General features: G+C 55.2%; 24 protein-coding genes. 10 read left to right on the forward strand and 14 right to left on the reverse strand.

The annotated features are described in order from the left end of the window. Positions 1-307 precede the first annotated feature (307 nt). Positions 308-1,324 carry an HTH-type transcriptional regulator GalR gene (gene galR / locus ABFI50_RS04855; RefSeq protein WP_014885089.1) on the forward strand — a complete coding sequence of 339 codons (1,017 nt, stop codon included), beginning with the start codon at positions 308-310 and terminating at the stop codon, positions 1,322-1,324. On the opposite strand, the gene ABFI50_RS04860 is transcribed toward galR, so the two are convergent. Then, positions 1,285-1,770 carry a GNAT family N-acetyltransferase gene (locus ABFI50_RS04860; protein WP_014885090.1) on the reverse strand — a complete coding sequence of 162 codons (486 nt, stop codon included), beginning with the start codon at positions 1,768-1,770 and terminating at the stop codon, positions 1,285-1,287. The two genes, galR and ABFI50_RS04860, sit on opposite strands and share 40 nt — an antisense overlap. 221 nt (positions 1,771-1,991) lie before the next feature. Between ABFI50_RS04860 and ABFI50_RS04865 the strand changes: the two genes are divergently transcribed. Beyond that, complete coding sequence (locus tag ABFI50_RS04865) at positions 1,992-3,029, forward strand: LacI family DNA-binding transcriptional regulator (protein WP_014885091.1); 1,038 nt, start codon at positions 1,992-1,994, stop codon at positions 3,027-3,029. On the opposite strand, the gene lysA is transcribed toward ABFI50_RS04865, so the two are convergent. Continuing rightward, complete coding sequence (gene lysA, locus ABFI50_RS04870) at positions 2,999-4,261, reverse strand: diaminopimelate decarboxylase (protein WP_014885092.1); 1,263 nt, start codon at positions 4,259-4,261, stop codon at positions 2,999-3,001. The genes ABFI50_RS04865 and lysA overlap by 31 nt on opposite strands. 122 nt (positions 4,262-4,383) lie before the next feature. Between lysA and ABFI50_RS04875 the strand changes: the two genes are divergently transcribed. Then, on the forward strand, positions 4,384-5,310 hold the full coding sequence (locus ABFI50_RS04875; protein ID WP_347485494.1) for a LysR family transcriptional regulator: 927 nt from the start codon (positions 4,384-4,386) through the stop codon (positions 5,308-5,310). On the opposite strand, the gene ABFI50_RS04880 is transcribed toward ABFI50_RS04875, so the two are convergent. The 7 genes from ABFI50_RS04880 to ABFI50_RS04910 form a co-directional block, all read right to left on the reverse strand. Further along, positions 5,305-5,997, reverse strand: a complete 693-nt coding sequence (locus ABFI50_RS04880) for an aspartate/glutamate racemase (RefSeq protein WP_014885094.1) — start codon at positions 5,995-5,997, stop codon at positions 5,305-5,307. The two genes, ABFI50_RS04875 and ABFI50_RS04880, sit on opposite strands and share 6 nt — an antisense overlap. Positions 5,998-6,085: 88 nt before the next feature. Continuing rightward, the gene (gene wzz(fepE), locus ABFI50_RS04885; protein ID WP_023331226.1) at positions 6,086-7,210 is read right to left on the reverse strand and encodes an LPS O-antigen length regulator Wzz(fepE); all 1,125 of its coding nucleotides are present in this window, start codon (positions 7,208-7,210) and stop codon (positions 6,086-6,088) included. 249 nt (positions 7,211-7,459) lie between these two features. Then, complete coding sequence (locus tag ABFI50_RS04890) at positions 7,460-8,875, reverse strand: sugar porter family MFS transporter (protein WP_347485497.1); 1,416 nt, start codon at positions 8,873-8,875, stop codon at positions 7,460-7,462. Between the two features lie 312 nt (positions 8,876-9,187). Next, positions 9,188-9,949 carry a 2-dehydro-3-deoxy-D-gluconate 5-dehydrogenase KduD gene (gene kduD / locus ABFI50_RS04895; protein WP_014885097.1) on the reverse strand — a complete coding sequence of 254 codons (762 nt, stop codon included), beginning with the start codon at positions 9,947-9,949 and terminating at the stop codon, positions 9,188-9,190. Positions 9,950-10,011: 62 nt separating this feature from the next. Further along, the gene (gene kduI, locus ABFI50_RS04900; RefSeq protein ID WP_014885098.1) at positions 10,012-10,848 is read right to left on the reverse strand and encodes a 5-dehydro-4-deoxy-D-glucuronate isomerase; all 837 of its coding nucleotides are present in this window, start codon (positions 10,846-10,848) and stop codon (positions 10,012-10,014) included. Between the two features lie 236 nt (positions 10,849-11,084). Further along, on the reverse strand, positions 11,085-12,263 hold the full coding sequence (locus tag ABFI50_RS04905; protein ID WP_014885099.1) for an acetyl-CoA C-acetyltransferase: 1,179 nt from the start codon (positions 12,261-12,263) through the stop codon (positions 11,085-11,087). Between the two features lie 93 nt (positions 12,264-12,356). Next, positions 12,357-13,223: a LysR family transcriptional regulator gene (locus ABFI50_RS04910; protein ID WP_347485500.1), complete on the reverse strand. Its 867-nt coding sequence runs from the start codon at positions 13,221-13,223 to the stop codon at positions 12,357-12,359. 104 nt (positions 13,224-13,327) lie between these two features. Here ABFI50_RS04910 and ABFI50_RS04915 point away from each other — a divergent pair, with 104 nt between their 5' ends. Both ABFI50_RS04915 and ABFI50_RS04920 read left to right on the forward strand, forming a co-directional pair. Next, on the forward strand, positions 13,328-13,789 hold the full coding sequence (locus tag ABFI50_RS04915; RefSeq protein WP_023331229.1) for a multidrug/biocide efflux PACE transporter: 462 nt from the start codon (positions 13,328-13,330) through the stop codon (positions 13,787-13,789). A 119-nt stretch (positions 13,790-13,908) separates the two neighbouring features. Further along, positions 13,909-15,138 (forward strand): amino acid permease, encoded by a 1,230-nt coding sequence (locus tag ABFI50_RS04920; protein WP_032635639.1) that lies wholly within the window; start codon positions 13,909-13,911, stop codon positions 15,136-15,138. Between the two features lie 63 nt (positions 15,139-15,201). Here the strand turns inward: ABFI50_RS04920 and ABFI50_RS04925 are convergent, their stop codons facing one another. After that, positions 15,202-15,474, reverse strand: coding sequence for a GNAT family N-acetyltransferase (locus tag ABFI50_RS04925; RefSeq protein WP_014071634.1), 273 nt, complete (start codon positions 15,472-15,474; stop codon positions 15,202-15,204). Between the two features lie 10 nt (positions 15,475-15,484). Beyond that, complete coding sequence (gene yjdI / locus ABFI50_RS04930) at positions 15,485-15,715, reverse strand: 4Fe-4S mono-cluster protein YjdI (protein WP_008499689.1); 231 nt, start codon at positions 15,713-15,715, stop codon at positions 15,485-15,487. A 177-nt stretch (positions 15,716-15,892) separates the two neighbouring features. Here yjdI and ABFI50_RS04935 point away from each other — a divergent pair, with 177 nt between their 5' ends. From ABFI50_RS04935 to ABFI50_RS04955, 5 genes are all read left to right on the forward strand, one after another. Beyond that, positions 15,893-17,533: a sensor histidine kinase gene (locus ABFI50_RS04935; protein WP_096217984.1), complete on the forward strand. Its 1,641-nt coding sequence runs from the start codon at positions 15,893-15,895 to the stop codon at positions 17,531-17,533. After that, entirely contained in the window at positions 17,517-18,212 is a 696-nt protein-coding gene (locus ABFI50_RS04940; protein ID WP_014885104.1) for a response regulator, read from the forward strand. Before ABFI50_RS04935 ends, ABFI50_RS04940 begins: the two co-directional genes overlap by 17 nt. A 168-nt stretch (positions 18,213-18,380) precedes the next feature. After that, the gene (locus tag ABFI50_RS04945) at positions 18,381-19,469 is read left to right on the forward strand and encodes an ABC transporter substrate-binding protein (RefSeq protein ID WP_014885105.1); all 1,089 of its coding nucleotides are present in this window, start codon (positions 18,381-18,383) and stop codon (positions 19,467-19,469) included. An 86-nt stretch (positions 19,470-19,555) separates the two neighbouring features. After that, the gene (locus tag ABFI50_RS04950) at positions 19,556-21,325 is read left to right on the forward strand and encodes an iron ABC transporter permease (RefSeq protein ID WP_248186035.1); all 1,770 of its coding nucleotides are present in this window, start codon (positions 19,556-19,558) and stop codon (positions 21,323-21,325) included. Continuing rightward, positions 21,318-22,388, forward strand: a complete 1,071-nt coding sequence (locus tag ABFI50_RS04955; RefSeq protein ID WP_121528241.1) for an ABC transporter ATP-binding protein — start codon at positions 21,318-21,320, stop codon at positions 22,386-22,388. The genes ABFI50_RS04950 and ABFI50_RS04955 overlap by 8 nt, the downstream gene beginning before the upstream one ends. 75 nt (positions 22,389-22,463) lie before the next feature. On the opposite strand, the gene arsC is transcribed toward ABFI50_RS04955, so the two are convergent. Genes arsC through arsA form a run of 3 tightly spaced genes read right to left on the reverse strand, consistent with a single transcriptional unit; the run spans position 22,464 to position 25,990 of the window. Further along, positions 22,464-22,889, reverse strand: coding sequence for a glutaredoxin-dependent arsenate reductase (gene arsC, locus ABFI50_RS04960; RefSeq protein WP_014885108.1), 426 nt, complete (start codon positions 22,887-22,889; stop codon positions 22,464-22,466). Between the two features lie 12 nt (positions 22,890-22,901). After that, positions 22,902-24,191, reverse strand: a complete 1,290-nt coding sequence (arsB, locus tag ABFI50_RS04965; protein WP_347485510.1) for an arsenite efflux transporter membrane subunit ArsB — start codon at positions 24,189-24,191, stop codon at positions 22,902-22,904. Between the two features lie 47 nt (positions 24,192-24,238). After that, entirely contained in the window at positions 24,239-25,990 is a 1,752-nt protein-coding gene (gene arsA, locus ABFI50_RS04970) for an arsenite efflux transporter ATPase subunit ArsA (protein ID WP_347485512.1), read from the reverse strand. Positions 25,991-25,997 lie beyond the last annotated feature (7 nt).

Consider the following 25,997-nt stretch of genomic DNA (forward strand, 5'->3'; position numbering starts at 1 on the left):
ACGCAGGCTGGTGTAAGTCGTGTTAATCAACCGGAGTTGATTCCACCTATCAATACCTCTGGGATCTCGACTCTATCAACCTCTTTAACGTCATCGCCACCGGACAATCGCAACAGCCTGAGGCAAAGTGTAACCAAAGGTTCAGATTCACCGTCTTCTGACATGACTGCGCGTGTAACGATTACACGATCAGGGGTGTTCTGCGTCACGTTTGTAGTGAGGGGAAATCGGTGCCCCTTGAATGCACGCCACTTTTCCGCAACACTATTTGGTGTGTAAACGCTTACCCCTAATAAGAAGGTTATAAATGGCGACAATAAAGGATGTGGCTCGTCTGGCCGGTGTTTCGGTTGCCACCGTCTCCCGCGTGATTAATGATTCCCCCAAAGCCAGCGACGCATCGCGCCAGGCGGTACAAAGCGCCATGGAAACCCTGAACTACCACCCCAACGCCAATGCTCGCGCGCTCGCCCAGCAGTCCACTGAAACCATTGGTCTGGTGGTGGGTGATGTATCCGACCCCTTTTTCGGCGCCATGGTGAAGGCGGTTGAACAGGTCTCTTATCAGACGGGTAACTTTTTACTGATCGGCAATGGCTATCATAATGAGCAAAAAGAGCGCCAGGCGATCGAACAGCTGATCCGCCACCGCTGCGCAGCTCTGGTGGTTCACGCCAAAATGATCCCGGATGCCGAACTGATCCACCTGATGAAGCAGATGCCCGGCATGGTCATCATCAACCGCATTATTCCTGGATTTGAAAAACGCTGCGTGGCTCTCGACGACCGCTACGGCGCCTGGCTTGCGACCCGTCATCTGATTCAACAGGGACATACGCGGATTGGCTATCTCTGTTCCAACCACCCTATTTCTGACGCAGAAGATCGTCTTCAGGGCTACTACGATGCCCTGCGCGAAAACGGTCTGCCCTGTAATGACCGTCTGGTGGCCTATGGTGAACCGGATGAGAGCGGTGGCGAACAGGCTATGACGGAACTGCTGGGCCGCGGACGGAACTTCACGGCAGTGGCCAGCTATAACGACTCGATGGCCGCTGGCGCAATGGGGGTATTGAATGATAACGGGATTGAGGTCCCGGCAGAAATCTCGCTGATTGGCTTTGATGATGTGCTGGTCTCTCGCTATGTGCGCCCGCGCCTGACCACCGTGCGTTACCCTATCATCACGATGGCCACACAGGCTGCCGAGCTGGCGTTAGCACTGGCCGAGCAACGCCAGCCACCGGAAATTACCCATCTCTTCAGCCCAACCTTAGTGCGCCGTCACTCCGTTGCGTCGCCTGCTGAAGCGCAAAGCGAATAACGGTACAGATGTACCGTTTTATCGGGATACTCCAGCCCATCGCCAATGTACTGCCAGCCGTAACGTTCATAGAAGTCACGGCAGGCAGACCAGAGATGGAGTTCGTCGTATCCGGCCTGTGCGGCAAAGGCGATAACGTGTTGCTGTAACTTACCTGCCAGTCCCTTACCGCGCGCCGCCTCATCAACGTAGAGCGCCGCCAGCCACGGACAGAGATCCTGTCGGGTAATCAAATCGCAGCGCCAGAGGCCCACCGTGCCGAGAAGCTGTTGGTCTTCTAAAGCGATAAACGTCAACGGCAGTGCCCCCGGCGCCTGGCTGTGCTCAACGATGCTGTGGAAAAATGCCCGTGGGAGCCCCTCGCCAAACGCCTGCCATATCCAGTCGGTAACCTGCTCCGCATACTGCGGGGCTTCATAAAGCGGGAGGATGACACTCTTTTTCACGTTTCACCTGGGTGTTCTTATTAATGGGCTAGCCTGACGCCTCCAGCCCGGTTTGTCGATTATTTTACCAGAGTCAGACTATTACGTTTTACTTCTGAGGGGCCAGGCGAATCGTTACCAAAAAGCGTGATCGTGGCAGAAGTTTTGCCCTTCCCGCATCGCTTATACGCCGTCAGGTCTGTGTTAAACTGCAGGGCATTACGTGGAAGCAGGAATGTAGAATGGCAACAATGCTGGATGTCTCACTGCGTGCGGGCGTGTCGAAGGCTACCGTCTCGCGCGTGCTGAACGGCACGGGTCAGGTTAAAGAGAGTACGCGTCAGCAGGTCTTTGCTGCGATGGAAGAGCTGGGCTACCGCCCCAACTTTCTCGCGCGCTCACTGGCTAACCAGACCAGCAACAGCATTGGTCTGGTCGTCTCCACCTTCGACGGCTTTTATTTTGGGCGCCTTCTGCAGCAGGCGTCGCGGCAGACCGAAACCCACGGCAAACAGCTGATCGTCACCGACGGTCACGACGCGCCGGAACAGGAAGAACAGGCAGTGCAAATGCTGGCCGATCGTCAGTGTGATGCCATCGTGCTTTACACGCGCTATATGAGCGAAAAGGCGATCATCAAACTGATGAATACCGTGCAAACGCCGCTGGTGGTCATCAACCGTGAAGTCAGTCAGGCTCCGGATCGCTGCGTGTTCTTCGAACAGCAGGATGCCGCATTTAAAGCAGTGGATTACCTGATCAATCAGGGCCATCGGGAGATCGCCTGTATTACCGTCCCGATCCACACGCCCACGGGTAAAGCGCGGCTGATGGGCTATCGCAAAGCGCTGGAAAAGCACGGTATTCGCCTGGACGAGCGTCGAATTAAGTACGGTGATGCCGGAATGACGAGAGGCTATGAGCTGTGCAAGGAGCTGATTGCCGACGGCGTGCCGTTTAGCGCCCTGTTTGCCTGTAACGATGATATGGCACTGGGTGCGTCCAAAGCGTTGCACCAGGCAGGACTCAAGATCCCGCAGGATATCTCCCTGTTCGGTTTTGACGATGCCCCAAGCGCGAAGTGGCTGGAGCCTGCGCTTTCATCGGTTTATCTGCCAATAGATAACATGATTATTACGGCCATCGATCAGGCGATCCGGCTGGCAAAAAACCAGCCGGTCGATGCGATCCCACCGTTTACCGGCACGCTGGTATTACGCGATTCGGTCACCACCGGGCCGTACTTTACTCAGATGAGTTCTAAAGCCAGCAGTTCCTGAATGGTCTGACGACGACGGATCAACTGCGCTTTGCCGTTATCAAACAGTACTTCCGGCAGCAGCGGGCGGCTGTTGTAGTTCGAGGACATCGACGCCCCGTACGCCCCGGTGTCGTGCAGCACCAGGTAATCGCCCGGCTTCACCTCTGGCAGCGCGCGGGTTTCCACTTTTCCACCTTCCTGCTGAGTGAAGACGTCCCCCGATTCACACAGCGGGCCTGCGACAACCGTCTCGCGGCGCGGCGCATGCGTTAAATCGCGGCCATCAGCGGCCAGCGCGGTAATGTGATGATAGCTGCCGTACATCGATGGACGCATCAGGTCGTTAAAGCCCGCGTCAATCAATACGAAGTGGCGGGAGCCCATCTCTTTGACGCTGCGTACCTGCGCCACCAGCACACCGGCTTCGGCCACCAGGAAACGACCCGGCTCAATTTCCAGCTTCACGGCATGACCGAGATGGGCGGCGATTTGGTCACGCGCGGCGCTCCACAGGCCGTAATAGTGATCGGTGTCGATCGCCTCCTCTCCTTCGCGGTAAGGAATGGAAAGCCCGCCCCCGGCGGAGATCGCCTCAAGATCCTGGCCAAAATCGACAACCTGGCGCACCATCGCTCCGCAAACCTGCTCCAGATGGCCGTAATCCACGCCAGAGCCAATGTGCATGTGAATACCCACCAGCTTCAGGTTGTAACGCTGCAACACGTCAAGCGCGGCTGGCATGTCGGCATACCAGATGCCGTGCTTGCTGTTTTCGCCGCCGGTGTTCGTTTTTTGGCTATGACCGTGACCGAAACCCGGATTCACACGCAGCCAGACGCGATGACCTGGTGAAACCTGACCCAGCTGCTCCAGCATATCCACCGAACCGGCATTCACCGGCACCTGTAGTTCATGCACGCGCGCCAGCGTGGCGTCGTCAATCAGATCCGCAGTAAATACAATCGCGTCTGGATCGGTTTTCGGATCAAATCCGGCCGCCAGCGCACGTTCGATTTCACCCAGCGAGACAGAGTCAACCTTGACCCCCTGCTCACGCATCAGGCGCAGGATGTGAATATTGGAGCAGGCCTTCTGGGCAAAACGCACCACGTCAAACTGATGCAGGGCCGCGATCTTCTCGCGAACGATCTGCGCGTCGTAGACCCATACCGGGCAACCAAACTCGGCGGGCAGGCGCAGCAGATTTTCGGCATTTAAATCGGTATCAGTTTGATTGAGCGGGCGTGGCATGGTCTTCTCCGGATAAATTCATTTTTCATGATTACGCCACAGCGGAAGGAGAATAAAAAATATCGTTTTATCGTGAGTCTATGCAAAAATGATATGGACAGTTCTCTGCTTTCAGGTGCCCTATGCCCGCTGTGAATTTACGCCATATAGAGATTTTTCACGCTGTGATGACCACCGGCAATCTCACCGAAGCCGCGCAGATGCTGCATACGTCGCAGCCGACGGTCAGCCGCGAGCTGGCGCGCTTCGAAAAGGTACTGGAACTGAAACTGTTCGAGCGCACCCGAGGAAGACTTCACCCGACGGTGCAGGGGTTGCGCCTGTTTGAGGAAGTCCAACGCTCCTGGTACGGGCTGGACAGAATTGTCAGTGCGGCGGAAAGTCTGCGCGAGTTTCGTCAGGGCGAGCTGTCGATTGTCTGTCTTCCGGTTTTCTCTCAGTCTTTTTTACCGACCCTGCTTCAGCCTTTTCTGGCCCGCTATCCGGAGGTCAATCTCACCATCGTGCCGCAGGAGTCCCCCCTGCTTGAAGAGTGGCTTTCAGCACAGCGTCATGATTTGGGCCTGACCGAAACGCTCTCCACGCCTGCGGGAACGGCACGCACGGAGTTACTTTCTTTAGATGAAGTGTGCGTTTTGCCCGCTGGGCACCGGCTCGCCGGTAAGACAGTGATTGCACCAGAGGATTTCCACGGGGAGAACTACATTAGCCTGTCGCAAACCGACAGCTACCGGCAGCTGCTGGATACGCTTTTTGCTGAGCATCAGGTGAAACGGCGGATGGTAGTGGAAACGCACAGCGCGGCGTCAATATGTGCAATGGTGCGGGCGGGCGTCGGCGTCGCGGTCGTTAACCCGCTCACGGCGCTGGATTATGCCGGGAGCGATATCGTGATTCGCCCGTTTAGCCTATCCGTTCCGTTCACCGTGAGCCTGATCCGCCCGCTACACCGTCCGGCCTCCGCGCTGGTGGACACATTCACCGAACACTTAATGGATCACGCCCGCCAGGTGGCGCTTCGCTTACCTGAACGGCAAAACCCATTATGAGAGCATAAACTCCACGGCATCGGCGGCGTGAATGGCGGCGGTATCAAAGACCGGGACCGGGCTTCGCTCTGCAGGCACCAGCAGGCCGATCTCCGTGCAGCCGAAGATCACCCCTTCAGCCCCCTGCTGCGCCAGCTTTTCAATCACGCTGACGTAATACGCCCGGGAAGGCTCGCTGAAGGTACCCAGGCACAGTTCTTCGAAGATAATCTGATTGAGGCGCGCCCGGTCTTTCTCATCCGGTATCAGGCTTTCGATGCCGAATTCGCTGTGCAAACGCCCGCGATAGAAATCCTGCTCCATGGTGTAGCGCGTGCCGAGCAATGCCACGCGCGACATCCCCGACGAGCGAATAGCACGTCCTGTGGCATCGGCGATGTGCAGGAATGGCAGCGAACAGCGTGCTTCAATGTGCGATGCAACTTTGTGCATCGTATTGGTACACAGCAGAATGCCCTGTGCCCCCGCACGCTCCAGCCCCAGCGCGGCATCCGCCAGTATTTCACCGGCTTTATCCCACTCTCCGCTCGACTGACAGGCTTCAATTTCATGGAAATCAACGCTGTGCAGCAGCAGACTCGCAGAATGCAGTCCGCCCAGACGCTGCTTTACCCCTTCGTTAATCAGGCGGTAATAAGGGATTGTCGATTCCCAGCTCATCCCACCTATCAGGCCGATCGTTTTCATTATCTCTCCTTATCTCTGGTATCTCTTTTAACACAACCGACGCCCATAAAAAAAGGCGCTGTATTCAGCGCCTTTTTAAACCCTGCGTTTATTGTGTCAACGGCTCTGACAGCGGATGACGGGAGAGCATCGCTTCACGCAGCAACACGCTACCGCAGGCAAAGAGCCCGCCCAGGAGTGCCGCCAGAATTACAATCAGAGGTTTGCCCGGACCGTCTTTTTTCACCGGCAAAGACGGAGAAAGCTGATACCTGAAGGGTTCAAGCTTAACGTCTGCAAAGGAGAGATTTTTCAGCTGCGCCAGATAGTATTCCCGGTTCTGGAAGTCCGCGTTCAGCTCCGTCACATCTTTGAGATTTTTTTCAATCTGCAGCTTTTGCGCAATTCCGTCGGCACCGAGCGCAACGGAGTAATCCGGGTCATCTTTTACCGCCTGCCCGCTGCTGTAGACTGGCTTCTTAATGCCCGCAGCATTTGCCACTTCCAGCGAATAATTCAGCCGCTGCAGGTTAGTATTGTGAATATTGGTCAGACGCACACGGTCGAGCTTAAGCTGCTGCTCTACCTCATTCGTCCTGAGGGCGATCTGGTTACGGATATTTTGCACCGTCTCTTTTTCAACAACCGCCGCGATATAATTGATATACCCCTCCAGTACGGTTTGCGCATCACTGGCTTTCGGTGCCGTGAAGCTCAGAGTCCAGGAGACATAAGGCACTTTATCCGCATCTTTTACCTGTGCGTCATTCACCGCTTTCATTCTTTCCGCAATATTGACGACCGCACGGTGCAGTTCAAGCGCGTCAACCTCAACCTCTTCAAGCTGTGACATGACGTAAGGGGAAGAGGTCAAATACTCTTTGAGCAATGACTGCGACTGGAATTTTTTGATAAACAGATCAAAGATTTCCGAACGTGTCACCTGCGCCTTCACGTCAAGAACCTGCAGCGCAACCATCATCTGGCGCAGCGGGTTCCACTGCGTCTGCTCTGCCGGGGTGATCACCGCTTTACTGGTCCATTTTTGCGGCAACAGAAACGCAATAGCCAGACCTGCCAGCGCAAAGATAAAGACGATGGTGACGATGCGTTTTTTCGCGGCCAGCAGAACATCTAACAGACCCAGAAGGTCGATCTCTTTTGGAGAGATTGCGGGGGTAGCATATGAAGGAAAATCGAGATCCGTATTTTTTTTGAAATCCATTGCTGACATAGCCGTTCTTCTATTGCGATTGCAGTAAAGTTCTGCCTGGTGAGTTCAGTTTTCAGATAATACTAGGAAATGAGAATAATCTGAACGCAAGAATCGGCTATGTGTGCGCTTGCTATCAAAGTTGGTAGTTATTTACAACATGGCTCTTGTTAAACATCGATCTAGAAAAAAGCCGGGTGGCGCTAGCGCTTACCCGGCGTACATTTTGCCCACGCAGGCCCAGTAAACGTAGGGCCCCCGGTATTCACATTACACGCCGATATTACGCAGTTTTTCCCCGGCCATCAGTTTGCGTTCAATATGTTCCAGCGTCACACCTTTGGTTTCCGGAATCAGCCAGAAGGTCACGCCAATAAACGCCACGTTCAGCACCGTGTAGAGCCAGAAGGTTCCCGCAGCGCCAATGGCATCCAGCAGCGTCAGGAAGGTCGCACCAATGATCATGTTCGACACCCAGTTGGTGGTGGTGGAACAGGTGATCCCAAAGTCACGGCATTTGAGCGGCTGAATTTCGGAGCACAGGATCCACACCACAGGTGCGGCGCTCATCGCGTAACCGGCAATACACATCATGGTCATCCCGACAGAAAGCCAGGAAAGACCGCTTGAGGCCGTGCCGTTATCAAACTGCATCAGGCAGTAGCCGAGGATCAGCGTGCCGAGAGCCATCACGCTAAAGCCAATTTTCAGCGCCGGTTTACGCCCGGCTTTATCGACGGTGAATACCGCAATAAAGGTGGCGAACATAAAGGTGAGCCCCACCACCAGCGTGGCAATCATCTGCTGCTCAGTGGTGGTAAAACCGGCCATTTTGAAGATGCGTGGCGCGTAGTACATGATGATGTTCATCCCGGTGAACTGCTGCATCGCCTGCAGCAACATGCCGAGGAACACCGCGCGGCGCACGTTGCGGTTGCTCTTAAACAGCGCCCAGCCCCCCTGCTTCAGCTTCAGGCTTTCGCGGATTTCGTTCAGCTCTTCACGCGCTTTTTCAGAAGTATCGCGCAGCATCCGCAGCACCTCTTCCGCCTCGACGTGACGCCCTTTTTGCGCCAGCCAGCGCGGGCTATTGGGCAGGAAGATCACTAGTACAATCAGCACCACCGCAGGCAGCGCCAGCACGCCGAGCATGGCGCGCCAGTTGCCGCTGTAGCTGAAGTACGTATCGGACAGGAACGCCAGCACGATGCCCAGCGTCACCATCAACTGATACATACTGATCATCTTGCCCCGCACATTCTCACTTGCCATCTCAGAGAGATAAAGCGGTGCCGTGTAGGAGGCGATCCCCACTGCCACGCCGAGCAGCACGCGGGAAAGCAGCAGTACCTCTACGTTGGTCGCAAATGCAGAGCCAATCGACCCCGCAACAAACAGGACGGCGCCGACCATCAGGCTGTATTTGCGCCCGAGGCGGAACGAAAGCCAGCCGTTAAACAGCGCACCGATAGCCGCACCAAGCATCATGCTGCTCACCACCCACTCCTGCAGGCGATTACTCAACGTAAAATGATCGGTAATGAACGGCAGCGCCCCGGCGATGACGCCAATATCCAGGCCAAACAGCAAACCTGCTACAGCAGCCGCAATGGAGACAAACTGGTTCATGCGTCGGGTATCGCGCAGCGCAGCGGGCATCAGGGTAGAGTCATTGATAGATGTCATATTTTTCCTGCCTCAACAGCAAAATTTGTTAAGTGAAATTACGAGAAAGCGCGGAAAAGTGTCAGGCAGGAATTCGCGAAGATATGGATGATTTCGCTATGGCATAGCGATCTGTGATGGACATTACAATTTCAACTAATCCTGATTAATCACAATATTTTACTAATCCGTTAATTTTTCAGGAATAAAAGTGTGATAGCGGTCATTTATCATTTTTCGGTATGGATTTTTCGTGTTTATCGATATGGATTTTGACAATTTTTAAGCAAAAAAAACCTCCGCTGAAGCGCAGAGGTTTTGTCAGAAGCGGGGTTATCGCGCCAGCCAGCCGCCATCCACCGCAATGGTATAACCATTGATGTAGTCCGAGGCTGAGGAGGCCAGAAACACAACCGGCCCCATCAGGTCACTCGGCAGACCCCAGCGCCCGGCCGGGATACGCTCCAGAATGGCCGCACTGCGTTCTTCGTCCGCCCGCAGCTGCTGGGTGTTATTGGTGGCCATGTAGCCCGGGGCAATCGCGTTGACGTTGATATTGTGCTGCGCCCACTCGTTCGCCAGCAGACGGGTCACGCCCATCACCGCGCTTTTTGACGCCGTATAAGACGGCACGCGGATGCCGCCCTGGAAGGAGAGCATCGAGGCGATGTTAATGATCTTGCCGCCTTTTCCCTGCGCGATGAAGTGCTTTGCCGCCGCCTGAGACATAAAGAATACGCTCTTAATATTCAGGTTCATGACGTCGTCCCAGTCAGTCTCGCTGAAATTAATCGCGTCTTCACGACGGATCAGACCCGCGTTGTTGACCAGAATATCAATATGGCCCCATTCCGCCACCGCGCGCTCAAGCAGTTGCGGAATGCCGTCAATTTTACGCAGGTCGGCGGTCAGGCTGAGAAAACGACGCCCCAGCGCAGTCACGCGCTCAATCGTTTCTGTGGGTTCAACGATATTAATCCCGACGATGTCACAACCCGCTTCCGCCAGACCCAACGCCATCCCCTGACCCAGGCCGGTGTCGCAACCGGAAACCACCGCCACTTTGCCCTGCAGAGAAAATGCATCCAGAATCATGTTAGTTCCTTACTCTTCAGCGCCTGTCACCAACAGGCAGATAGATACTTAACCGCCCGCGACTAGCGCAGATCCTTAACAGCAACGTGGTCCATGTCATCGAAGACCTGGTTTTCGCCGACCATACCCCAGATGAAGGTATAGGCTTTGGTCCCTACGCCAGAGTGAATAGACCAGCTTGGTGAAATCACCGCCTGCTCGTTATGCATGACGATATGGCGCGTCTCCTGCGGCTGCCCCATCATGTGGAACACGCAGGCATCGTCGTCCATGTTGAAGTAGAAGTAGACTTCCATGCGGCGTTCATGGGTATGGCACGGCATGGTATTCCACAGGTTGCCCGGAGCCAGTTCAGTCAGCCCCATGCTGAGCTGGCAGGTTTCCAGCACATCCGGAACGAAATATTTATTGATGGTGCGACGGTTGCTGGTGAGGTTATCGCCCAGCGTTACGGGCGCTGCGTCCTCAGGCGTCACTTTTTTTGTCGGGTATGAGGTATGCGCAGGGGCGCAGTTATAGTAAAACTTCGCGGGCTTACCGCCGTCGATGCTGGCAAAGACCACCTCTTTCGCCCCTTTACCGACGTACAGCGCATCGCGGTGACCAATCTCGAAGCACTGGCCGTCCACGGTAATCGTGCCCGGCCCGCCGATATTAATCACCCCCAGCTCACGACGCTCCAGAAAATAGCTCACGCCCAGCTGTTTACCCACTTCCCCGCCCACGGAGACGGTTTTTGCCACCGGCATAATGCCGCCGACAATAATGCGGTCGATATGGCTGTAGACCATGGTGTACTTGTCGGCCTCGAACACCTGCTCAACTAAAAACTCACTGCGCAGCCCCTGCGTATCCAGCGTTTTGGCGTGCGCACTGTGAATGCTTTGTCTGACGTCCACGGTAACCTCCAGATGTGGTCATGCCCAAAAGAAGAAAATAAACGAAACAACGTTCCGTTTTCATGATGAACACATACTATCGGCATAAAATAGGCTTTTCAATTAAATTCAAAACAACGTTTCATTTTTTATTTTGTTTATAACGAAAATGACACCCGGATCACGGTTAAGAGGTATGGGAATGAAGGGAGGATAAAAAAAAACCTCCCGGAGGAGGTTTCATTAATCAGGAAAGATTAGCGTTCGATGGCCAGCGCCACCCCTTGCCCGCCGCCTATACAGAGCGTTGCTATCCCTTTGCGGGCATTGCGTTTTTTCATTTCGTGGACCAGTGAAACCAGGATCCGGCAACCGGACGCCCCGATAGGGTGACCCAGCGCAATGGCTCCACCGTTTACGTTGACCCGCAGCGGATCCCACTCCAGCATTTTGCCGACCGAGATCGCCTGCGCGGCAAACGCTTCGTTCACTTCAATCAGATCCACATCGGAGAGTTGCCACCCTGCGCGATCCAGACAGCGACGGGTAGCGTAGACGGGTGCGATCCCCATCAGTGCTGGATCAACACCCACGCTGGCAAAAGCCTTGATGCGGGCCAGGACAGGGAGATCCAGCTCCAGGGCTTTACTTTCACTCATCATCATAACGGCTGCGGCGCCGTCGTTAATGGAAGAGGCATTGCCCGCCGTGACCGAGCCCTGGGTTTCAAACGCAGGATTGAGTCTTGCCAGGCCTTCAGCACTGGCGTCAGTGCGCGGCTGTTCGTCAGTATCCACGACAACCACCTCGCCGTTCTGACGCTGCGTGCTGACCGGGACAATCTCGTCGCGAAAACGACCAGAATCAATCGCAGCACGCGCCTTTTGCTGGGAACTGAGCGCGTAAGCATCCTGCAATTCACGGCTGATACCGTACTCGCGCGCCAGGTTTTCCGCCGTCACACCCATATGATAGTCATTGAACGCATCCCACAGCCCGTCATGCACCAGGCTGTCGAGCAACTGACTGTTACCTAACTGCGCACCGGTACGACTGTCGGTGAGAACGTGCGGCGCACGGCTCATATTCTCTTGTCCGCCAGCAATAACCACATCCGCTTCACCGCATTGAATGGCTTGCGTAGCGAGATGAAGTGCTTTGAGTCCTGAACCACAGACGTCGTTGATGGTGATGGCGGATACGGTGTTGGGCAGACCGCCTTTCAGGGCCGCCTGGCGCGCAGGGTTTTGCCCGGCTCCGGCAGTGAGAACCTGCCCCAGGATCACCTCATCAATTTCGTGTGCGGCGACCCCGCTACGTTCCACCAGCGCTTTGACCACCACGCTGCCCAGGTCAACCGCCGAGTGACGCGCGAGCGCTCCCTGAAAACAGCCTATAGCTGTACGCAACGCACCCACTATGACGACATCTTTCATCACGACCTCTGTGTTAAATGACATGACGATAGTAGAGGATTGTTACTGGCAATTATCTTAATTGTTTAAAAATAGTGAGTTTAATCACAAGGATTAACGGACATCCTGCAGATACTGCCGCAGCCAGCTTCCGGCAACGCCGGGAGGGGATCGTTTATTCCACAGCAGATCGATGCCGATCGCCCTTGGCCAGCCAGGCACATTGAGCTGAACCAGGGATTTCGCGGCGGCAAATTCATCCACCAGCGCGCACGGCAACACGCACCAGCCGAATCCCTGCACAGCCATACTCAAGAGTAACAGGTAATTCGGTGCTGACCAGACGGGTCCTCGCGCAATTTCAGCCTCGCGTTCCAGATAGGTGCTAAGCCGCAGTTCGCGCCAGCCGTGCAGCTCGTCACTCTGCACTTCGGCTTGGCCCGCCAGGGGATGCGTGGTCGCAACATAAATTGCCATACGGGTCTGCATCGGCAGGCGGGTAACGCCAATGTCGGTGGGGTAACTGTCCCGCGCTTCCGTCAGCCCCACCTGCGCTCGCGCCTTTTGCAGCAGATCGATCACATCCTCTTCCTCGCCAATCAGACATTCGAACGCCGTATGGGGAAAGCGAGCGTCAAACTGCTTCATCATCTCTTCCAGCACGTCCGGGTTCAGGGTATCGGAAAGGACAAATGTCAGACGCGCCTCCGTTTGTGCCGTTAGCGACACCGCCAGTTCATCCAGCCGCGTGCTGGCGGCAAGGATGGCCTGGACATAGCCCAGCACCTGCTCACCCTGAGGCGTTAACACCGGCTGACGCGCCGAGCGGTCAAAGAGCTCAAAACCGAGATCGGCTTCAAGATGGGCAATGGAGGTGCTGATCGTCGACTGACTTTTACGCAGCCGGCGTGCGGCGGCAGAGAAAGAGCCAGCCGCAACAGCCTCAACAAACGCGGTAAGGGCTTCAGGTGAATAGCGCATAACCTATCTACTTTATCGATGGATACTATCTTTAATATATCAGCTTTAACGATAAAAATAGGCCGCATCACCGCCCATACCGGCGAATTAATGAGGTCTACACTATGCAACATCAGGATGCACTCCACCGTAAACTGCCGGAGCGGATCTTCCATGCTGTCTGTTTCGAAGGGATTGCCACGGCGATCCTCGCCCCTACGGCCGCGTGGCTCATGCAGCGCTCCGTAGTGGAAATGGGGGGATTGACCGTTATTCTGGCCACTACCGCCATGCTCTGGAACATTATTTATAACTTCGGTTTCGACCGTTTCTGGCCAGTCCAGCGGGTAACACGCACGGCAAAAGTGCGTGCGCTGCACGCCCTGGGGTTCGAATGTGGGTTTATTGTGATTGGCGTGTCGATTGTCGCTGCCGTGCTGGGCGTCACCTTGCTTCAGGCATTCACACTGGAAATAGGTTTCTTCCTGTTCTTCCTGCCCTACACCATGTTCTATAACTGGGCATACGATAACCTGCGTGAGAAATTCCTTAAGCGTCGCCAGCAACGACGCGCCCTGGCAGGCTAAATGCTCTCTGGCCGGACGCCTGTTCCGGCCAAATACCAACGAAGCAACTGCGCTCTACACGCATAACTATGGTAAATTGCACGCCATTCTGATGGTTTGATAGTTGAAACGTTGCTCTAATGTCGAAAATTTGGTCAAAAGATGAGACTCTCTGGAGTTTCGCTCTCTATGGCACGGCCGTGGGCGCAGGAACGCTGTTCTTGCCCATTCAGCTGGGCTCTGCAGGCGCTATTGTTCTGTTTATCACCGCCCTTGTGGCCTACCCGTTAACCTACTGGCCGCATCGCGCGCTGGCGCAATTTATTCTCTCTTCAAAAACAAAAGGCAATGAAGGGATCACCGGCGCCGTCTCGCACTATTACGGCAAGAAGATTGGCAATCTGATCACCACGCTCTATTTCATCGCCTTCTTTGTGGTGGTGCAGATTTACGCGGTGGCCATCACCAACTCGTTAACCGAGCAACTGGCAAAACACCTGACGGTGGATACCGCCGTGCGCGTGCTGGTCAGTTTAGGTGTGGTGCTGGTGTTGAATCTGATCTTCCTGATGGGACGGCATATCACGATAAAGGTGATGGGCTTCCTGGTATTCCCGCTGATTGCCTATTTCCTCTTTGTCTCGATCTACCTGACCGGGAGCTGGCAACCCTCGCTACTTACCAGCCAGATGGCCGTTGATCGCCATACGCTGCATCAGGTATGGATTTCCATTCCGGTGATGGTGTTTGCCTTCAGCCATACCCCGATTATCTCGACATTTGCCGTGGATCGTCGCGAGAAGTTTGCTGACGCCGCCATGGATAAATGCAAGAAGATCATGAAGGTGGCGTACCTGATTATCTGCCTGAGCGTGCTGTTCTTTGTCTTCAGCTGCCTGCTCTCGATTCCGCCGTCCTACATTGTGGCCGCCAAAGAGCAAGGGGTAACCATCCTGTCAGCACTGTCGATGATGCCCTCTTCTCCCGCATGGCTCGGCATTTCCGGGATAATCGTGGCGATTGTTGCGATGTCGAAATCGTTCCTCGGCACCTATTTTGGGGTCATTGAGGGGGCGACGGAGATCGTGAAGTCGTCGCTCAATCAGGTGGGTGTGAAAAAGAGCCGCGCCTTTAACCGCGCAATTTCCATTATGGGTGTGTCGTTAATTACCTTCGCGGTCTGCTGCATAAACCCGAACGCGATTTCGATGATTTACGCCATCAGCGGCCCGCTTATCGCCATGATTTTGTTTATCATGCCGACGCTGTCGACGTACCTGATCCCTTCGCTGAAGCCTTACCGCTCCCCTGGCAGCCTGCTGACGCTGATCGTCGGCGTGCTGTGCGTGTCGGTGATGTTTGTTGGCTAATGTTCCTGCCATACATTGTGCCGGGTAGCGCTGCGCTTACCCGGCCTACATTCCTACAGAGAATCACGCCCGGATATCGTCATATTCCCGCGTATTATCAAACTCATGTTTCGCAAACGGACACAGCGGAATAATTTTACGGTTCTCACCGCGCATCTTCTCGACCACTTTCGCCACCAGCTGTTTGCCAACGCCCTGCCCTTTCAGGCTCGGATCGACATCAGTATGCTCAATAATGCTCAGGTGCTCGCCGGTCGGCACGAAGACAATCTCCGCCACCTGATTTCCGTCTGCATCATTCACGTAAAACTTGTTATGGCCTTCCAGAATATCCATGGTTCCTCGCTTATTTTTGGCGATACTTCAGCGCACCGCTCGGGCAGGTATCAATTACGCGTACAACCGTTTCGACGTCCACTTCATCAGGAATAATCCACGGTTTACGTTTCAGATTAAACAGCTTTGCGCTCCCACGCACGCAGTTACCTGAGTGTTTGCAGATCCCGGTGTTGAAGTACACGTCAATTTTCTCGCCGGTATAGGCCCGGTAACCCGCATCCAGTAGTTCTTTATCCATGACATTGCCTCTGTAATTATTCTCGTGCTGAATGAAGCATAGCCTTACGGGATCCCGATGGCTATCACGCTGAAAACGAAAAGCCAGCTCACAACTCTTTTCTTACCGGATTGCGTCCACTATTTGCACATGTCAGGCTCCATAAATATCCCCTTTTCCAAGGCTAGCGCGGGTTGAATGAAACGCAGACTCTCTTTTCAGGTAAAGCTGTTTTTAGCGCTGGTGTGCTTCTCCTGCCTGCTGTTAGTGCTGCTGGGTACGATCCTGTTTCATTTTATTGACCGGCAGCTCCATCACGATCTCGGCCAGCGCGCCCGGGTTCAGGCCAGTGAGATTGCGCTGATGCCGGGTCTGGCGGAAAAGGTGGCGGCCAGAGATATCCCCGGCATCGCCCGGTTAATTCAGCCGCTGCGTGCCGAAAGTGACGCCAGCTATATTGTGATTGGCGATACCCGGGAGCAGCATCTTTATCATTCAGAATCCCCGGAGCGCATTAATTTACCGATGATCGGCGGCGATAATGCCGAAGTACTCAAGGGCAAAACCATTATTTCCGTGCGTCAGGGCGGGATTGGGGTTTCGCTGCGCAGCAAAGCGCCCATCTTCAATACACAGCATCAGGTGATTGGCATTGTCTCGGTCGGCTATCTGACTTCGTATATCGCCAACATTAACGCCCGCATTCTCTGGCAGGCCGGTTTATACGGGATTGCCCTTCTGCTGCTGCTGTTTATTTTCTCCTGGCTGTTTACCCGCAACCTTAAAAAACAGATGTTCAGACTTGAGCCGAAAGATATTGCCCAGCTGGTTTTGCAGCAAAGGGCGCTGTTAGAAGCCATGTATGAAGGGGTATTTGCCGTCAATGAAGAGAAGCAACTGATTTTAATTAACCGCGCGGCACGAGAAATGCTGGATATTCATCGGAGTGAAAAAGATCTTATCGGCAAGCCGCTGGACGAGGTTCTGCAAACCTCGCCGGGGTTTTTAACACAGCGCTACGCCTCGGTGAGCAGCGGCCGCCACGACCAGATTGCGGTACTTAACCAGCGCGAGGTCATCGTCAACCGCGTGGCGATTGAGGTCGAGCCTGGCGTTGAAAGCGGCTGGGTATACAGCTTTCGCGACAAAAACGACATTAATACCCTCAGCAGCCAGCTCAGCCAGATCAAACGCTATGCCGACAACCTGCGCATTATGCGCCACGAACAGCTGAACTGGACCGCGACGCTGGTGGGGTTGTTGCAGATGAAACACTATGACGAAGCGATCCGCTATATCCAGGTGCAGTCGGAAGGCGCACAGCGCGTGCTGGACTTCGTGTCGGCCCATTTTGCCTCTCCGGCCTTATGCGGGCTGCTGCTCGGGAAATATGTCAGCGCACGGGAAAAAGGGGTTGAGCTACAGTTTGATCCCGCATGCCAGCTCACCCGCATGCCGTCCCGCCTCAGTGAAACGGAGCTGATGTCCATTATTGGTAATTTGCTGGATAACGCCGTGGATGCGACCCTCACCGCACCGGTCCCCGCGCCGGTAGAACTCTATATTTCCGATCGCAACCAGGAGCTGCTGATTGAGGTGGCCGACCGGGGCTGCGGGGTGGATGATGCGCTGAAGCCGCATATCTTTCGACAGGGATTCAGCAGCAAGCCGGACAGTGAAAACGACATTGTGGGTACCGAGCACGGTATCGGCCTGTTTCTGGTGGCAGGCTATATCAACAAAGCGGGCGGCAGCATTGAGATTGCCGACAATACGCCGCAGGGCACGATTTTCTCTGTATTTATTCCGAATGGGCTAAAGCATGACCCAAGCACTTGATGTTGTGATCGTTGAGGATGAGCCGCACCTGGCGGAGCTGCATCGCGAGTATATTGAGCAGAACTTTCATCTGCACGTGGTGGGCATCGCCGCGTCGATTGAGCAGGCATGCAGCCTGATTCGCCAGCATCAGCCGCGGCTTATTCTGCTGGATAACTATCTTCCGGACGGCAAAGGCGTGGAGTTAATCGACACTCCCCTGCTGAAAAGCTATGAGTGCTCGGTGATCTTCATCACCGCCGCCAGCGATATGCAGACCTGCAGCCATGCCATGCGCAGCGGCGCGTTTGATTACCTGATTAAACCGGTCTTTTTCCAGCGCCTGCACGCCTCGCTGGAGCGTTTTATGCGCTTCATCCACACCGTGCAGCAGGTAAAAGTCGTTGATCAGCATGCGCTGGATCGCCTGTTTAACCTGCCTGCTGCTGAATCCCCGCACACGCCGTCGACGAAGGGCATTGAGCCTCAGACCCTGGAGCGGATCAAACGGCTGTTTGCCGATCGTCCCGACAGCGCAATGTCGGTGGAGGAGGTCGTGGAAAACGTCGGGGTCAGCAAAACCACGGGGCGTCGCTATCTTGAATACTGCGTGGAGAGTGGGTTAATCAGCGTCGAAATGCTGTACGGCAATATCGGTCATCCGCGAAGGCTATACCGTAAAGCCCCCGATAAAACGTAATCCGCGAACATTAGCCAGCAAACGTTCGCGGATTCTATGGTGTTAATTGCTGAAACGACGGTGACAATCACACTTCGGAATCATCGCCCGCTTCCCCCTATTGTGGGTGGAGGCCGATAGGCTATGTTGACAATTAGTTCCTCAAATGTAACTAAAAGGTTAACTATAATGTCGAACACATTCCGAATTTCTCTGATTACCGCTACCGTCCTGTTCTCCGCTTCTGCGCTGTCTGCCCTGCCGCAGGGCTATCCGGCTGAGTATCAAAAGGTTGTCGATGCCGCCACGAAAGAGGGCAAAGTTGTCATCTACTCCACCACCGACACCAAAGCCGCCGGGCCGCTGATCGAAGGCTTCGAAAAAACGTATCCAGGCATCAAAGTTGAATATAACGACATGAACAGCACGGAGCTGTACAACCGTTTTATCAGCGAACAGGCCTCCGGTGGCGGTAGCGGTGATGTGGTCTGGAGCTCGTCCATGGACACCGGACTGAAGCTCGCCGCTGACTACGCTATGGAGTATAAATCGCCGGAGCAGAGCCAGCTGCCGAAATGGGCGGTCTGGAAAGATAAGGCGTACGGCACCACCTATGAGCCGGTGGTCTTTATCTACAACAAACGCCTGATCCCGGCCGGTGACGTGCCGGATTCACACGCCGCGCTGGCGAAGCTGATTGCCAGCCAGACGGATAAATTCAAGAGTAAAGTCACCACCTATGACATTGAGAAATCAGGTCTTGGTTTTATGCTCTCAGTGCAGGATCACAAGGCCGATCCAAATTACTTTAAAACCCTGGCCGACGTTGCCAAAGGTGGCTTAGCGGTGCAGTCGTCTACCGGCACCATGATGGAGAGGGTCTCCTCCGGTGAAAACCTGATCGGCTTCAATATCCTTGGTTCTTACGCTGAAGCGCGTGCGAAGAACGACCCGTCGCTCGGCATATCCTATCCAAAAGATTACACCCTGGTGCTGTCGCGCGTGTCGTTCATCAGCCAGCAGGCGCAAAACAGCAATGCGGCAAAACTGTGGCTGGACTATGTGCTGTCTGAAAAAGGCCAAAGCATCCTGGCAAATCAGGCGGACATTCCATCCATTCGTAACGATATCGAAGGCAAAAACGATATCGACGGCCTGACCAAAATCCTCGGCAATGCGCTGAAGCCGATCCCGGTTGATGAATCGCTGCTGGAGTATCTGCAGCCGAAGAAACGCCTGGAGTACATCAAAGAGTGGCGTGCAGCCGCCGCCAAATAAGCGTCCTGGCGCGGCGGCGTGCGCCGTCGCGCGTCTGTTCATCTGACTGAGTTCATTTTTCCGGGCTGCAACACCAGGGATACCCCATGAATACATTACGCAGAAAGTGGCAAAGCCTGCCGCGCGGTATTGTCGTGTTGATAACCGCCCTGGTTATCTATACGCCACTGTCGTTTATCGTGATACAGAGCTTCCTGTCCGCCCCGTTCTTTTCCCCGGCAAAAGAGTGGAGCCTTGAATCATTTGGTTTTATCTTCACCGACCCTGATTTCTACAAGGCCCTGAGAAGCGGCTTTCTTCTCGCTTTCGGGCTGGTCATCATTGCCATTCCGCTGGGTGGCGTGCTGGCGTTTCTGATGGTGCGTACCGATCTGCCAGGCCGACGCCTGATCGAACCGCTGATCCTGGTCCCGATTTTCGTTTCACCGATGGTGCTGGGTTTTGGCTATGTGGTGGCTGCCGGTCCGGTGGGCTTCCTGTCCCTGTGGGCACAGGCGCTGATCGGCTTTGTGCCGTGGAACATCTATGACATGTCGAGCATCGTGGTCATTGCCGGCCTGACGCATGTTCCGCATGCCTATCTCTATATTTCCTCCGCGCTGCGTAGCGTAGGCTCCGATGTGGAAGAAGCCGCGCGCACCGCGGGCGCCTCTCCGCTGCAGGTGATGACCTCCGTCAGCCTGCCGATGGTGCGGCCATCCATCCTGTACGCCATCGTGCTGCTGTTCTTCCTCGGGCTGGAAGTGTTTGGTCTGATGCTGGTACTTGGCGATCCGGAAGGCAACATGGTGCTGGCGACCTATCTGTACCAGCTGACGAACAAGCTCGGAACGCCTTCCTATCATCTGATGGCGGCGGTCGCCGTGGTGCTGATTTGCATCACTATCCCGCTGGTCATGCTCCAGCGTCGCCTGATGCGCACCGCCAACCGCTTTGTCACCATGAAAGGGAAAGCCTCTCAGGCTCGCGCGTTACCACTGGGTAAATGGCGCTGGGTGGCCGGGGCGGTGGTCGCCTTCTGGCTGACTGTCACCATCGGTGTTCCCCTGCTTGGCGTGGTGCTGCGCGCGTTCATCTCCAACTGGGGGGTGGGCGTTTCACTGTGGGATGAGCTTTCGCTGAGTACCTTTCGCACCATCTGGGCGCAGCCTAACCTGCTGCGCGCCATCGTCAACTCGATGTCGATTGGCGTTATTGGCGGCGCACTGGCCGTCGCGTGCTACCTGTTTGTTGGTATTGCCATGCACCGTAAACCGGACAACACCACGCGGTTCCTGGATTACAGCGTGCTGGTGCCGCGCGCCGTGCCGGGATTGCTGGCGGGTCTGGCCTTTTTGTGGGTGTTTCTGTTCCTGCCGATGTGGCTGGATAACGCCCTGAAATCCGGCTGGCTTTCCGGATTCGTCTGGACCGACTGGATGCGCGAAAACTTCATCGTCTGGCTGCGCTCGCTGCGCAGCACCATTTTCAGCGTCTGGCTGGCTTATACCGTGGTGTGGATGGCTTACGGACTGAGGCTCATCTCTTCCACGCTGTTGCAGGTGGGGCCGGAGCTTGAAGAGGCGGCGCGCAGCACCGGCGCGACGCGCGGGCAGATCACCCGCCACGTCACCATTCCGCTCTCCCGCTACGGGCTTATCGGCTCATGGCTGCTGATGTTCCTGATCTTTGAGCGCGAATATTCAACCGGTGTGTACCTGCTCTCCCCCGGCACGGAAACCATCGGCTCGATGCTGGTTTCCCTGTGGGCCGCGGGTGCAATTGATATCGTGGCGGCGCTCTCTTTCATTAATATCCTGCTGGTCGTGGTAGGTCTGGGCATTGCCCTTCGTTTCGGAGTGAAATTACATGATTGAATTAGCGGTTGACGATCTGCACTTAACCTACGGCGACAATCCTGTTTTAAAAGGGGTCTCCATGAACCTGAAACGCGGCGAAGTGGTCTCCCTGCTGGGCCCTTCCGGCAGCGGCAAAACCACCCTGCTGCGCGCCGTCGCGGGTCTGGAAAAACCAACTCAGGGGTCGATTGTCATTGGTCAAAATAAAGTTTATGACGGTACGCCGCGCAGCGAGGTTCCGGCGGAGGAGCGTAACCTGGGGCTGGTGTTCCAGTCCTACGCCTTGTGGCCGCACAAAACCGTATTTGAAAACGTGGCCTATCCGCTCAAGTTGCGTAAAGTCCCGGCCAAAGAGATCCAGCAGCGCGTACAGGATGTGCTGGACCAGCTGGGTCTCGGTCATCTTGGTAAACGTCACCCGCACCAGCTCTCAGGCGGGCAGCAGCAGCGCGTGGCGATTGGCCGGGCGCTGGTCTATAACCCGCCGGTGATTTTACTGGACGAGCCGCTGTCCAACCTCGACGCCAAACTGCGCGAAGAGGCCCGCGTATTTCTGCGCGAGCTGATCATTAAGCTCGGGTTATCTGCGCTGATGGTAACGCACGACCAGAACGAAGCGATGTCGATTTCCGACCGCATCCTGCTGCTCAACAACGGTAAAATTGAGCAACAGGGTACACCGCAGGAGATGTACGGTTCACCGAAGACGCTGTTTACGGCCGAGTTTATGGGCAGTAATAACCGCCTGCATGGCAAAATCACCGAAGTACGCGACGGCAAAGCACGCATTGCAGGAAAAGACTGGGTGCTCTGGGGCCAGGCGGGTGAAGGGGTGCAGAGCGGTAATGAGGCTACGGCGGTGATCCGCGTCGAGCGCGTGGCGGTTGTCGAGGGGCCGGGGGAAAATCAACTTGCGCTGCCGCTCCTCACCAGCATGTATCTTGGCGACCGCTGGGAGTACCTGTTCCGCACGGCGGGGGATGATTATGTGATCCGCGCTTACGGGAATGAGCTTCGCGACCCGCAGCATTGTCATCTATCGCTGCCAGAGAAGCATGTCTGGATATTCCCGAAAAACTAGAGAAATCGGCCTGCCATTCAGTGGCTAAACGGGATGGCAGGCCGACACTCAAAGCGCGAATGCGCTCCTCCATACTTATTTCAATCGTTTACCTGTTTCATCAACGACCTTCTCACCGTCTTCCTTCGCGAAAGCCGCTTTCTGCGCATCCGGAAGAATATCCAGAACCACTTCTGAAGGACGGCACAGTTTGGTTCCCAGCGGCGTCACGACAATAGGCCGGTTAATCAGGATCGGATGCTGCAGCATAAAGTCGATTAACCGATCGTCAGTAAACTTATCTTCCGCCAGCCCCAGTTCTTCATAAGGCTCGACATTTTTACGCAGCAGTGCCCGTACCGTGATCCCCATATCTGCAATGAGTTTGACCAGTTCATCGCGAGACGGCGGATTCTCCAGGTAATGAATGACGGTCGGCTCATTTCCGCTGTTGCGGATCATCTCCAGCGTATTACGGGACGTACCGCAGGCCGGGTTGTGATAAATAGTGATGTTGCTCATAACAGTATCTCATTACAAAGTGAAAGAGAGACGTAGCGCCAGCGCGGCCAGCGTTACAAATAGCACAGGCAGAGTCATAACGATCCCGGTGCGGAAATAATATCCCCAGGTAATCGTCATGTTCTTCTGTGAAAGGACATGCAGCCAGAGCAGCGTTGCCAGGCTCCCAATAGGGGTGATTTTTGGCCCCAGGTCGCAGCCAATCACGTTGGCGTAGATCATCGCCTCTTTGATAACACCGGTTGCGGTGCTGCCATCAATAGAGAGCGCACCAACCAGCACGGTCGGCATGTTATTCATGATGGAGGACAGGAAAGCCGTCAGGAAACCGGTACCCAGCGTCGCGGCCCACAGTCCTTTATCCGCCAGCACGTTCAGCACACCTGAAAGGTATTCGGTAAGCCCGGCGTTGCGCAGACCGTAGACCACCAGGTACATCCCCAGCGAGAAGATGACGATCTGCCAGGGTGCGCCATGCAGCACTTTGCCCATGTTAATGGCATGGCCGCGTTTCGCCACAGCAAACAGGATGACGGCCCCCACCGCCGCAATCGCGCTCACCGGAATACCGAGCGGCTCAAGGACGAAAAAACCTACCAGCAACAGAATTAAAACGACCCAGCCGGTACGAAACGTCGCCGGATCTTTAATCGCTTTTGCCGGTGTCTTAAGAAGAGACAGCTCGTAAGTCGGCGGGATATCTTTGCGAAAGAACAGATGCAGCATCACCAGCGTGGCGACAATGGCTGCAATATCGACCGGAACCATCACCAACGCGTATTCGGTGAACCTCAGACCGAAGAAGTCTGCCGAAACAATATTCACCAGGTTCGACACGATAAGCGGCAGGCTGGCGGTATCGGCAATAAACCCGGCGGCCATCACGAATGCCAGCGTGGTGCCTTTGCTGAACCCTAATGCCAGCAGCATGGCAATCACGATCGGTGTCAGAATAAGAGCAGCACCGTCGTTGGCAAACAGTGCAGCCACCGCTGCGCCGAGCAGAACGATATAGGTAAAGAGCAAACGGCCCCGACCGTTTCCCCAACGCGAAACATGCAGCGCTGCCCATTCGAAAAAGCCGGATTCATCAAGCAGCAGGCTAATAATAATGACGGCAATAAACGTTGCCGTCGCGTTCCAGACGATATTCCACACCACCGGAATATCGCCTAAATGCACAACGCCTGAAATTAAAGCCAGGGCTGCGCCCAGCGTCGCGCTCCAGCCAATTCCCACCCCCTTCGGCTGCCAGATAACCAAAACAAGGGTCAGGACAAAAATAGCGCCTGCCAGTAACATAAAACCTCCTGACAGGGCGGCTCTGCCGCCCTGTATTAACCAATAAATTAGCGCATCAACGCTCTGAGCTTTTCGATACCGGCAGGCTCTGACGCCAGTAACGGAACAAGCGCTATACGGTCAGCATGCTGATGCTTAACCGCCTCAATCTGCGGCAATTCCTGCCGGGCGCGCTGGCAAAGCAATGGAGAACGCGTATCCGCAATAGAAAGGCTGTTATTGATAATCCAGCCCCACGGATGAATCCCCGCGCGTTCAAGATCGGCCTGCAAATTCGCTGCCTCCAGCACTGGAGTGGTTTCCGGAAGCGTAACCAGCAGCACCTTGGTTCGCTCCGGGTCCTGAAGCTGCATCATCGGGGTAGTAAAATGGCCTTTGTCGCCCATTTTTTTGGCAATTTCGCGGTGATAAGCCCCGGTTGCATCCAGCAGCAACAGCGTATGCCCCGTGGGAGCCGTATCCATCACCACAAACCGCTTACCTGCTTCGCGGATCACGCGGGAAAATGCCTGGAAGACGGCGATCTCTTCAGTACAGGGGGAACGTAAATCTTCTTCCAGTAGCCGTTTCCCTGCTTCGTCCAGACCTTTTCCCTTCGTCTCAAGGACATGCCGGCGATAGCGTTCGGTTTCCTCGTGTGGGTTGATCCGGCTGACCTGCAGGTTATTCAGGCTGCCATTTAGCGTTGTGCTGAGATGTGCGGCGGGATCGGAGGTGGTGAGATGGACATCAAACCCCCTGTCTGCCAGCCTGACGGCGACAGCAGCCGCCATCGTGGTTTTACCCACGCCACCTTTGCCCATCAGCATAATCAGGCCGTGTTCGTTACGGGCGATATCCTCGACCAGGCCAGAGAGCGTTGCGTTTTCAGGCGTATCCAGGGCGTTCGTTGCAGGGAGCGGTAATGCCTCAGAACGGCTGTCCAGCAGGCCCTTTAATGCCGACACGCCAACCATGTTGACGGGTTGCAGTAATAAGGTATCTGTCGGCAGCCCGGATAAACCGGCAGGAAGATTTGCCAGTGCCTCTTGCTCCCGTTGCCATATCGCAGCAGCCAGTGCGTCATGTTCCGCTTCGGCTGCCGGCAAAACGCCATTAATCACCAGATACTGGTTTTTCAGGCCGATCGCCGCCAGTTCTTCATGGGTGCGGGCGACTTCCTGCAAAGTGGATTTCTGCAGTCGTGCAACCAGAACCAGACGGGTACGCGCAGGATCGGATAACGCCTCTACCGCGTGTGCGTACTGCTCACGCTGTTTTTCCAGCCCGGCCATCGGGCCGAGACAGGAAGCACCGTCCGGGTTACTTTCAATGAAGTTACTCCATGCACCGGGAAGCTGGAGCAGGCGGATAGTGTGGCCCGTCGGCGCTGTATCAAAAATGATGTGATCGAAGCGGGTCAGCAGGGAAGCGTCTGTCAATAAACCGGTGAACTCATCGAACGCCGCAATCTCAGTCGTACAGGCGCCGGAAAGCTGCTCGCTGATGCTGTTAACGACGTCATCAGGCAAAAGCCCCTTAACAGGATCAACGATTCTGGCGCGATACTGCTGGGCAGCTTCCTGTGGGTCAATCTCCAGAGCGGAAAGCCCGGGAACGGCATTAACAGAGTGGATCGTGTTACCGATAGTTTGATCAAAGACCTGGCCGACATTGGAAGCGGGATCGGTACTCACCAGCAATACCCGCTTACCCCGTCCCGCCAGGCGGATAGCCGTCGCGCAGGAAATGGAGGTTTTGCCCACACCGCCCTTTCCGGTAAAAAACAGGTAAGGCGGGATATTCTGTAAGAATTTCATATATCCT

The sequence above is a fragment of the Enterobacter sp. HNDS-6 genome (genome assembly GCF_039850505.1).
Lineage (GTDB): Bacteria > Pseudomonadota > Gammaproteobacteria > Enterobacterales > Enterobacteriaceae > Enterobacter > Enterobacter kobei.

What these genes read in the sequence shown, in the direction of transcription:
- galR (WP_014885089.1), top strand. Translation starts at nt 308, where the DNA reads ATGGCGACAATAAAGGATGTGGCTCGTCTGGCCGGTGTTTCGGTTGCC.
- ABFI50_RS04865 (WP_014885091.1), top strand. Translation starts at nt 1,992, where the DNA reads ATGGCAACAATGCTGGATGTCTCACTGCGTGCGGGCGTGTCGAAGGCT.
- lysA (WP_014885092.1), bottom strand. Translation starts at nt 4,261, where the DNA reads ATGCCACGCCCGCTCAATCAAACTGATACCGATTTAAATGCCGAAAAT.
- ABFI50_RS04875 (WP_347485494.1), top strand. Translation starts at nt 4,384, where the DNA reads ATGCCCGCTGTGAATTTACGCCATATAGAGATTTTTCACGCTGTGATG.
- ABFI50_RS04880 (WP_014885094.1), bottom strand. Translation starts at nt 5,997, where the DNA reads ATGAAAACGATCGGCCTGATAGGTGGGATGAGCTGGGAATCGACAATC.
- ABFI50_RS04890 (WP_347485497.1), bottom strand. Translation starts at nt 8,875, where the DNA reads ATGACATCTATCAATGACTCTACCCTGATGCCCGCTGCGCTGCGCGAT.
- kduD (WP_014885097.1), bottom strand. Translation starts at nt 9,949, where the DNA reads ATGATTCTGGATGCATTTTCTCTGCAGGGCAAAGTGGCGGTGGTTTCC.
- ABFI50_RS04905 (WP_014885099.1), bottom strand. Translation starts at nt 12,263, where the DNA reads ATGAAAGATGTCGTCATAGTGGGTGCGTTGCGTACAGCTATAGGCTGT.
- ABFI50_RS04910 (WP_347485500.1), bottom strand. Translation starts at nt 13,223, where the DNA reads ATGCGCTATTCACCTGAAGCCCTTACCGCGTTTGTTGAGGCTGTTGCG.
- ABFI50_RS04915 (WP_023331229.1), top strand. Translation starts at nt 13,328, where the DNA reads ATGCAACATCAGGATGCACTCCACCGTAAACTGCCGGAGCGGATCTTC.
- ABFI50_RS04920 (WP_032635639.1), top strand. Translation starts at nt 13,909, where the DNA reads ATGTCGAAAATTTGGTCAAAAGATGAGACTCTCTGGAGTTTCGCTCTC.
- ABFI50_RS04925 (WP_014071634.1), bottom strand. Translation starts at nt 15,474, where the DNA reads ATGGATATTCTGGAAGGCCATAACAAGTTTTACGTGAATGATGCAGAC.
- yjdI (WP_008499689.1), bottom strand. Translation starts at nt 15,715, where the DNA reads ATGGATAAAGAACTACTGGATGCGGGTTACCGGGCCTATACCGGCGAG.
- ABFI50_RS04935 (WP_096217984.1), top strand. Translation starts at nt 15,893, where the DNA reads ATGAAACGCAGACTCTCTTTTCAGGTAAAGCTGTTTTTAGCGCTGGTG.
- ABFI50_RS04940 (WP_014885104.1), top strand. Translation starts at nt 17,517, where the DNA reads ATGACCCAAGCACTTGATGTTGTGATCGTTGAGGATGAGCCGCACCTG.
- ABFI50_RS04945 (WP_014885105.1), top strand. Translation starts at nt 18,381, where the DNA reads ATGTCGAACACATTCCGAATTTCTCTGATTACCGCTACCGTCCTGTTC.
- ABFI50_RS04950 (WP_248186035.1), top strand. Translation starts at nt 19,556, where the DNA reads ATGAATACATTACGCAGAAAGTGGCAAAGCCTGCCGCGCGGTATTGTC.
- ABFI50_RS04955 (WP_121528241.1), top strand. Translation starts at nt 21,318, where the DNA reads ATGATTGAATTAGCGGTTGACGATCTGCACTTAACCTACGGCGACAAT.
- arsC (WP_014885108.1), bottom strand. Translation starts at nt 22,889, where the DNA reads ATGAGCAACATCACTATTTATCACAACCCGGCCTGCGGTACGTCCCGT.
- arsB (WP_347485510.1), bottom strand. Translation starts at nt 24,191, where the DNA reads ATGTTACTGGCAGGCGCTATTTTTGTCCTGACCCTTGTTTTGGTTATC.
- arsA (WP_347485512.1), bottom strand. Translation starts at nt 25,990, where the DNA reads ATGAAATTCTTACAGAATATCCCGCCTTACCTGTTTTTTACCGGAAAG.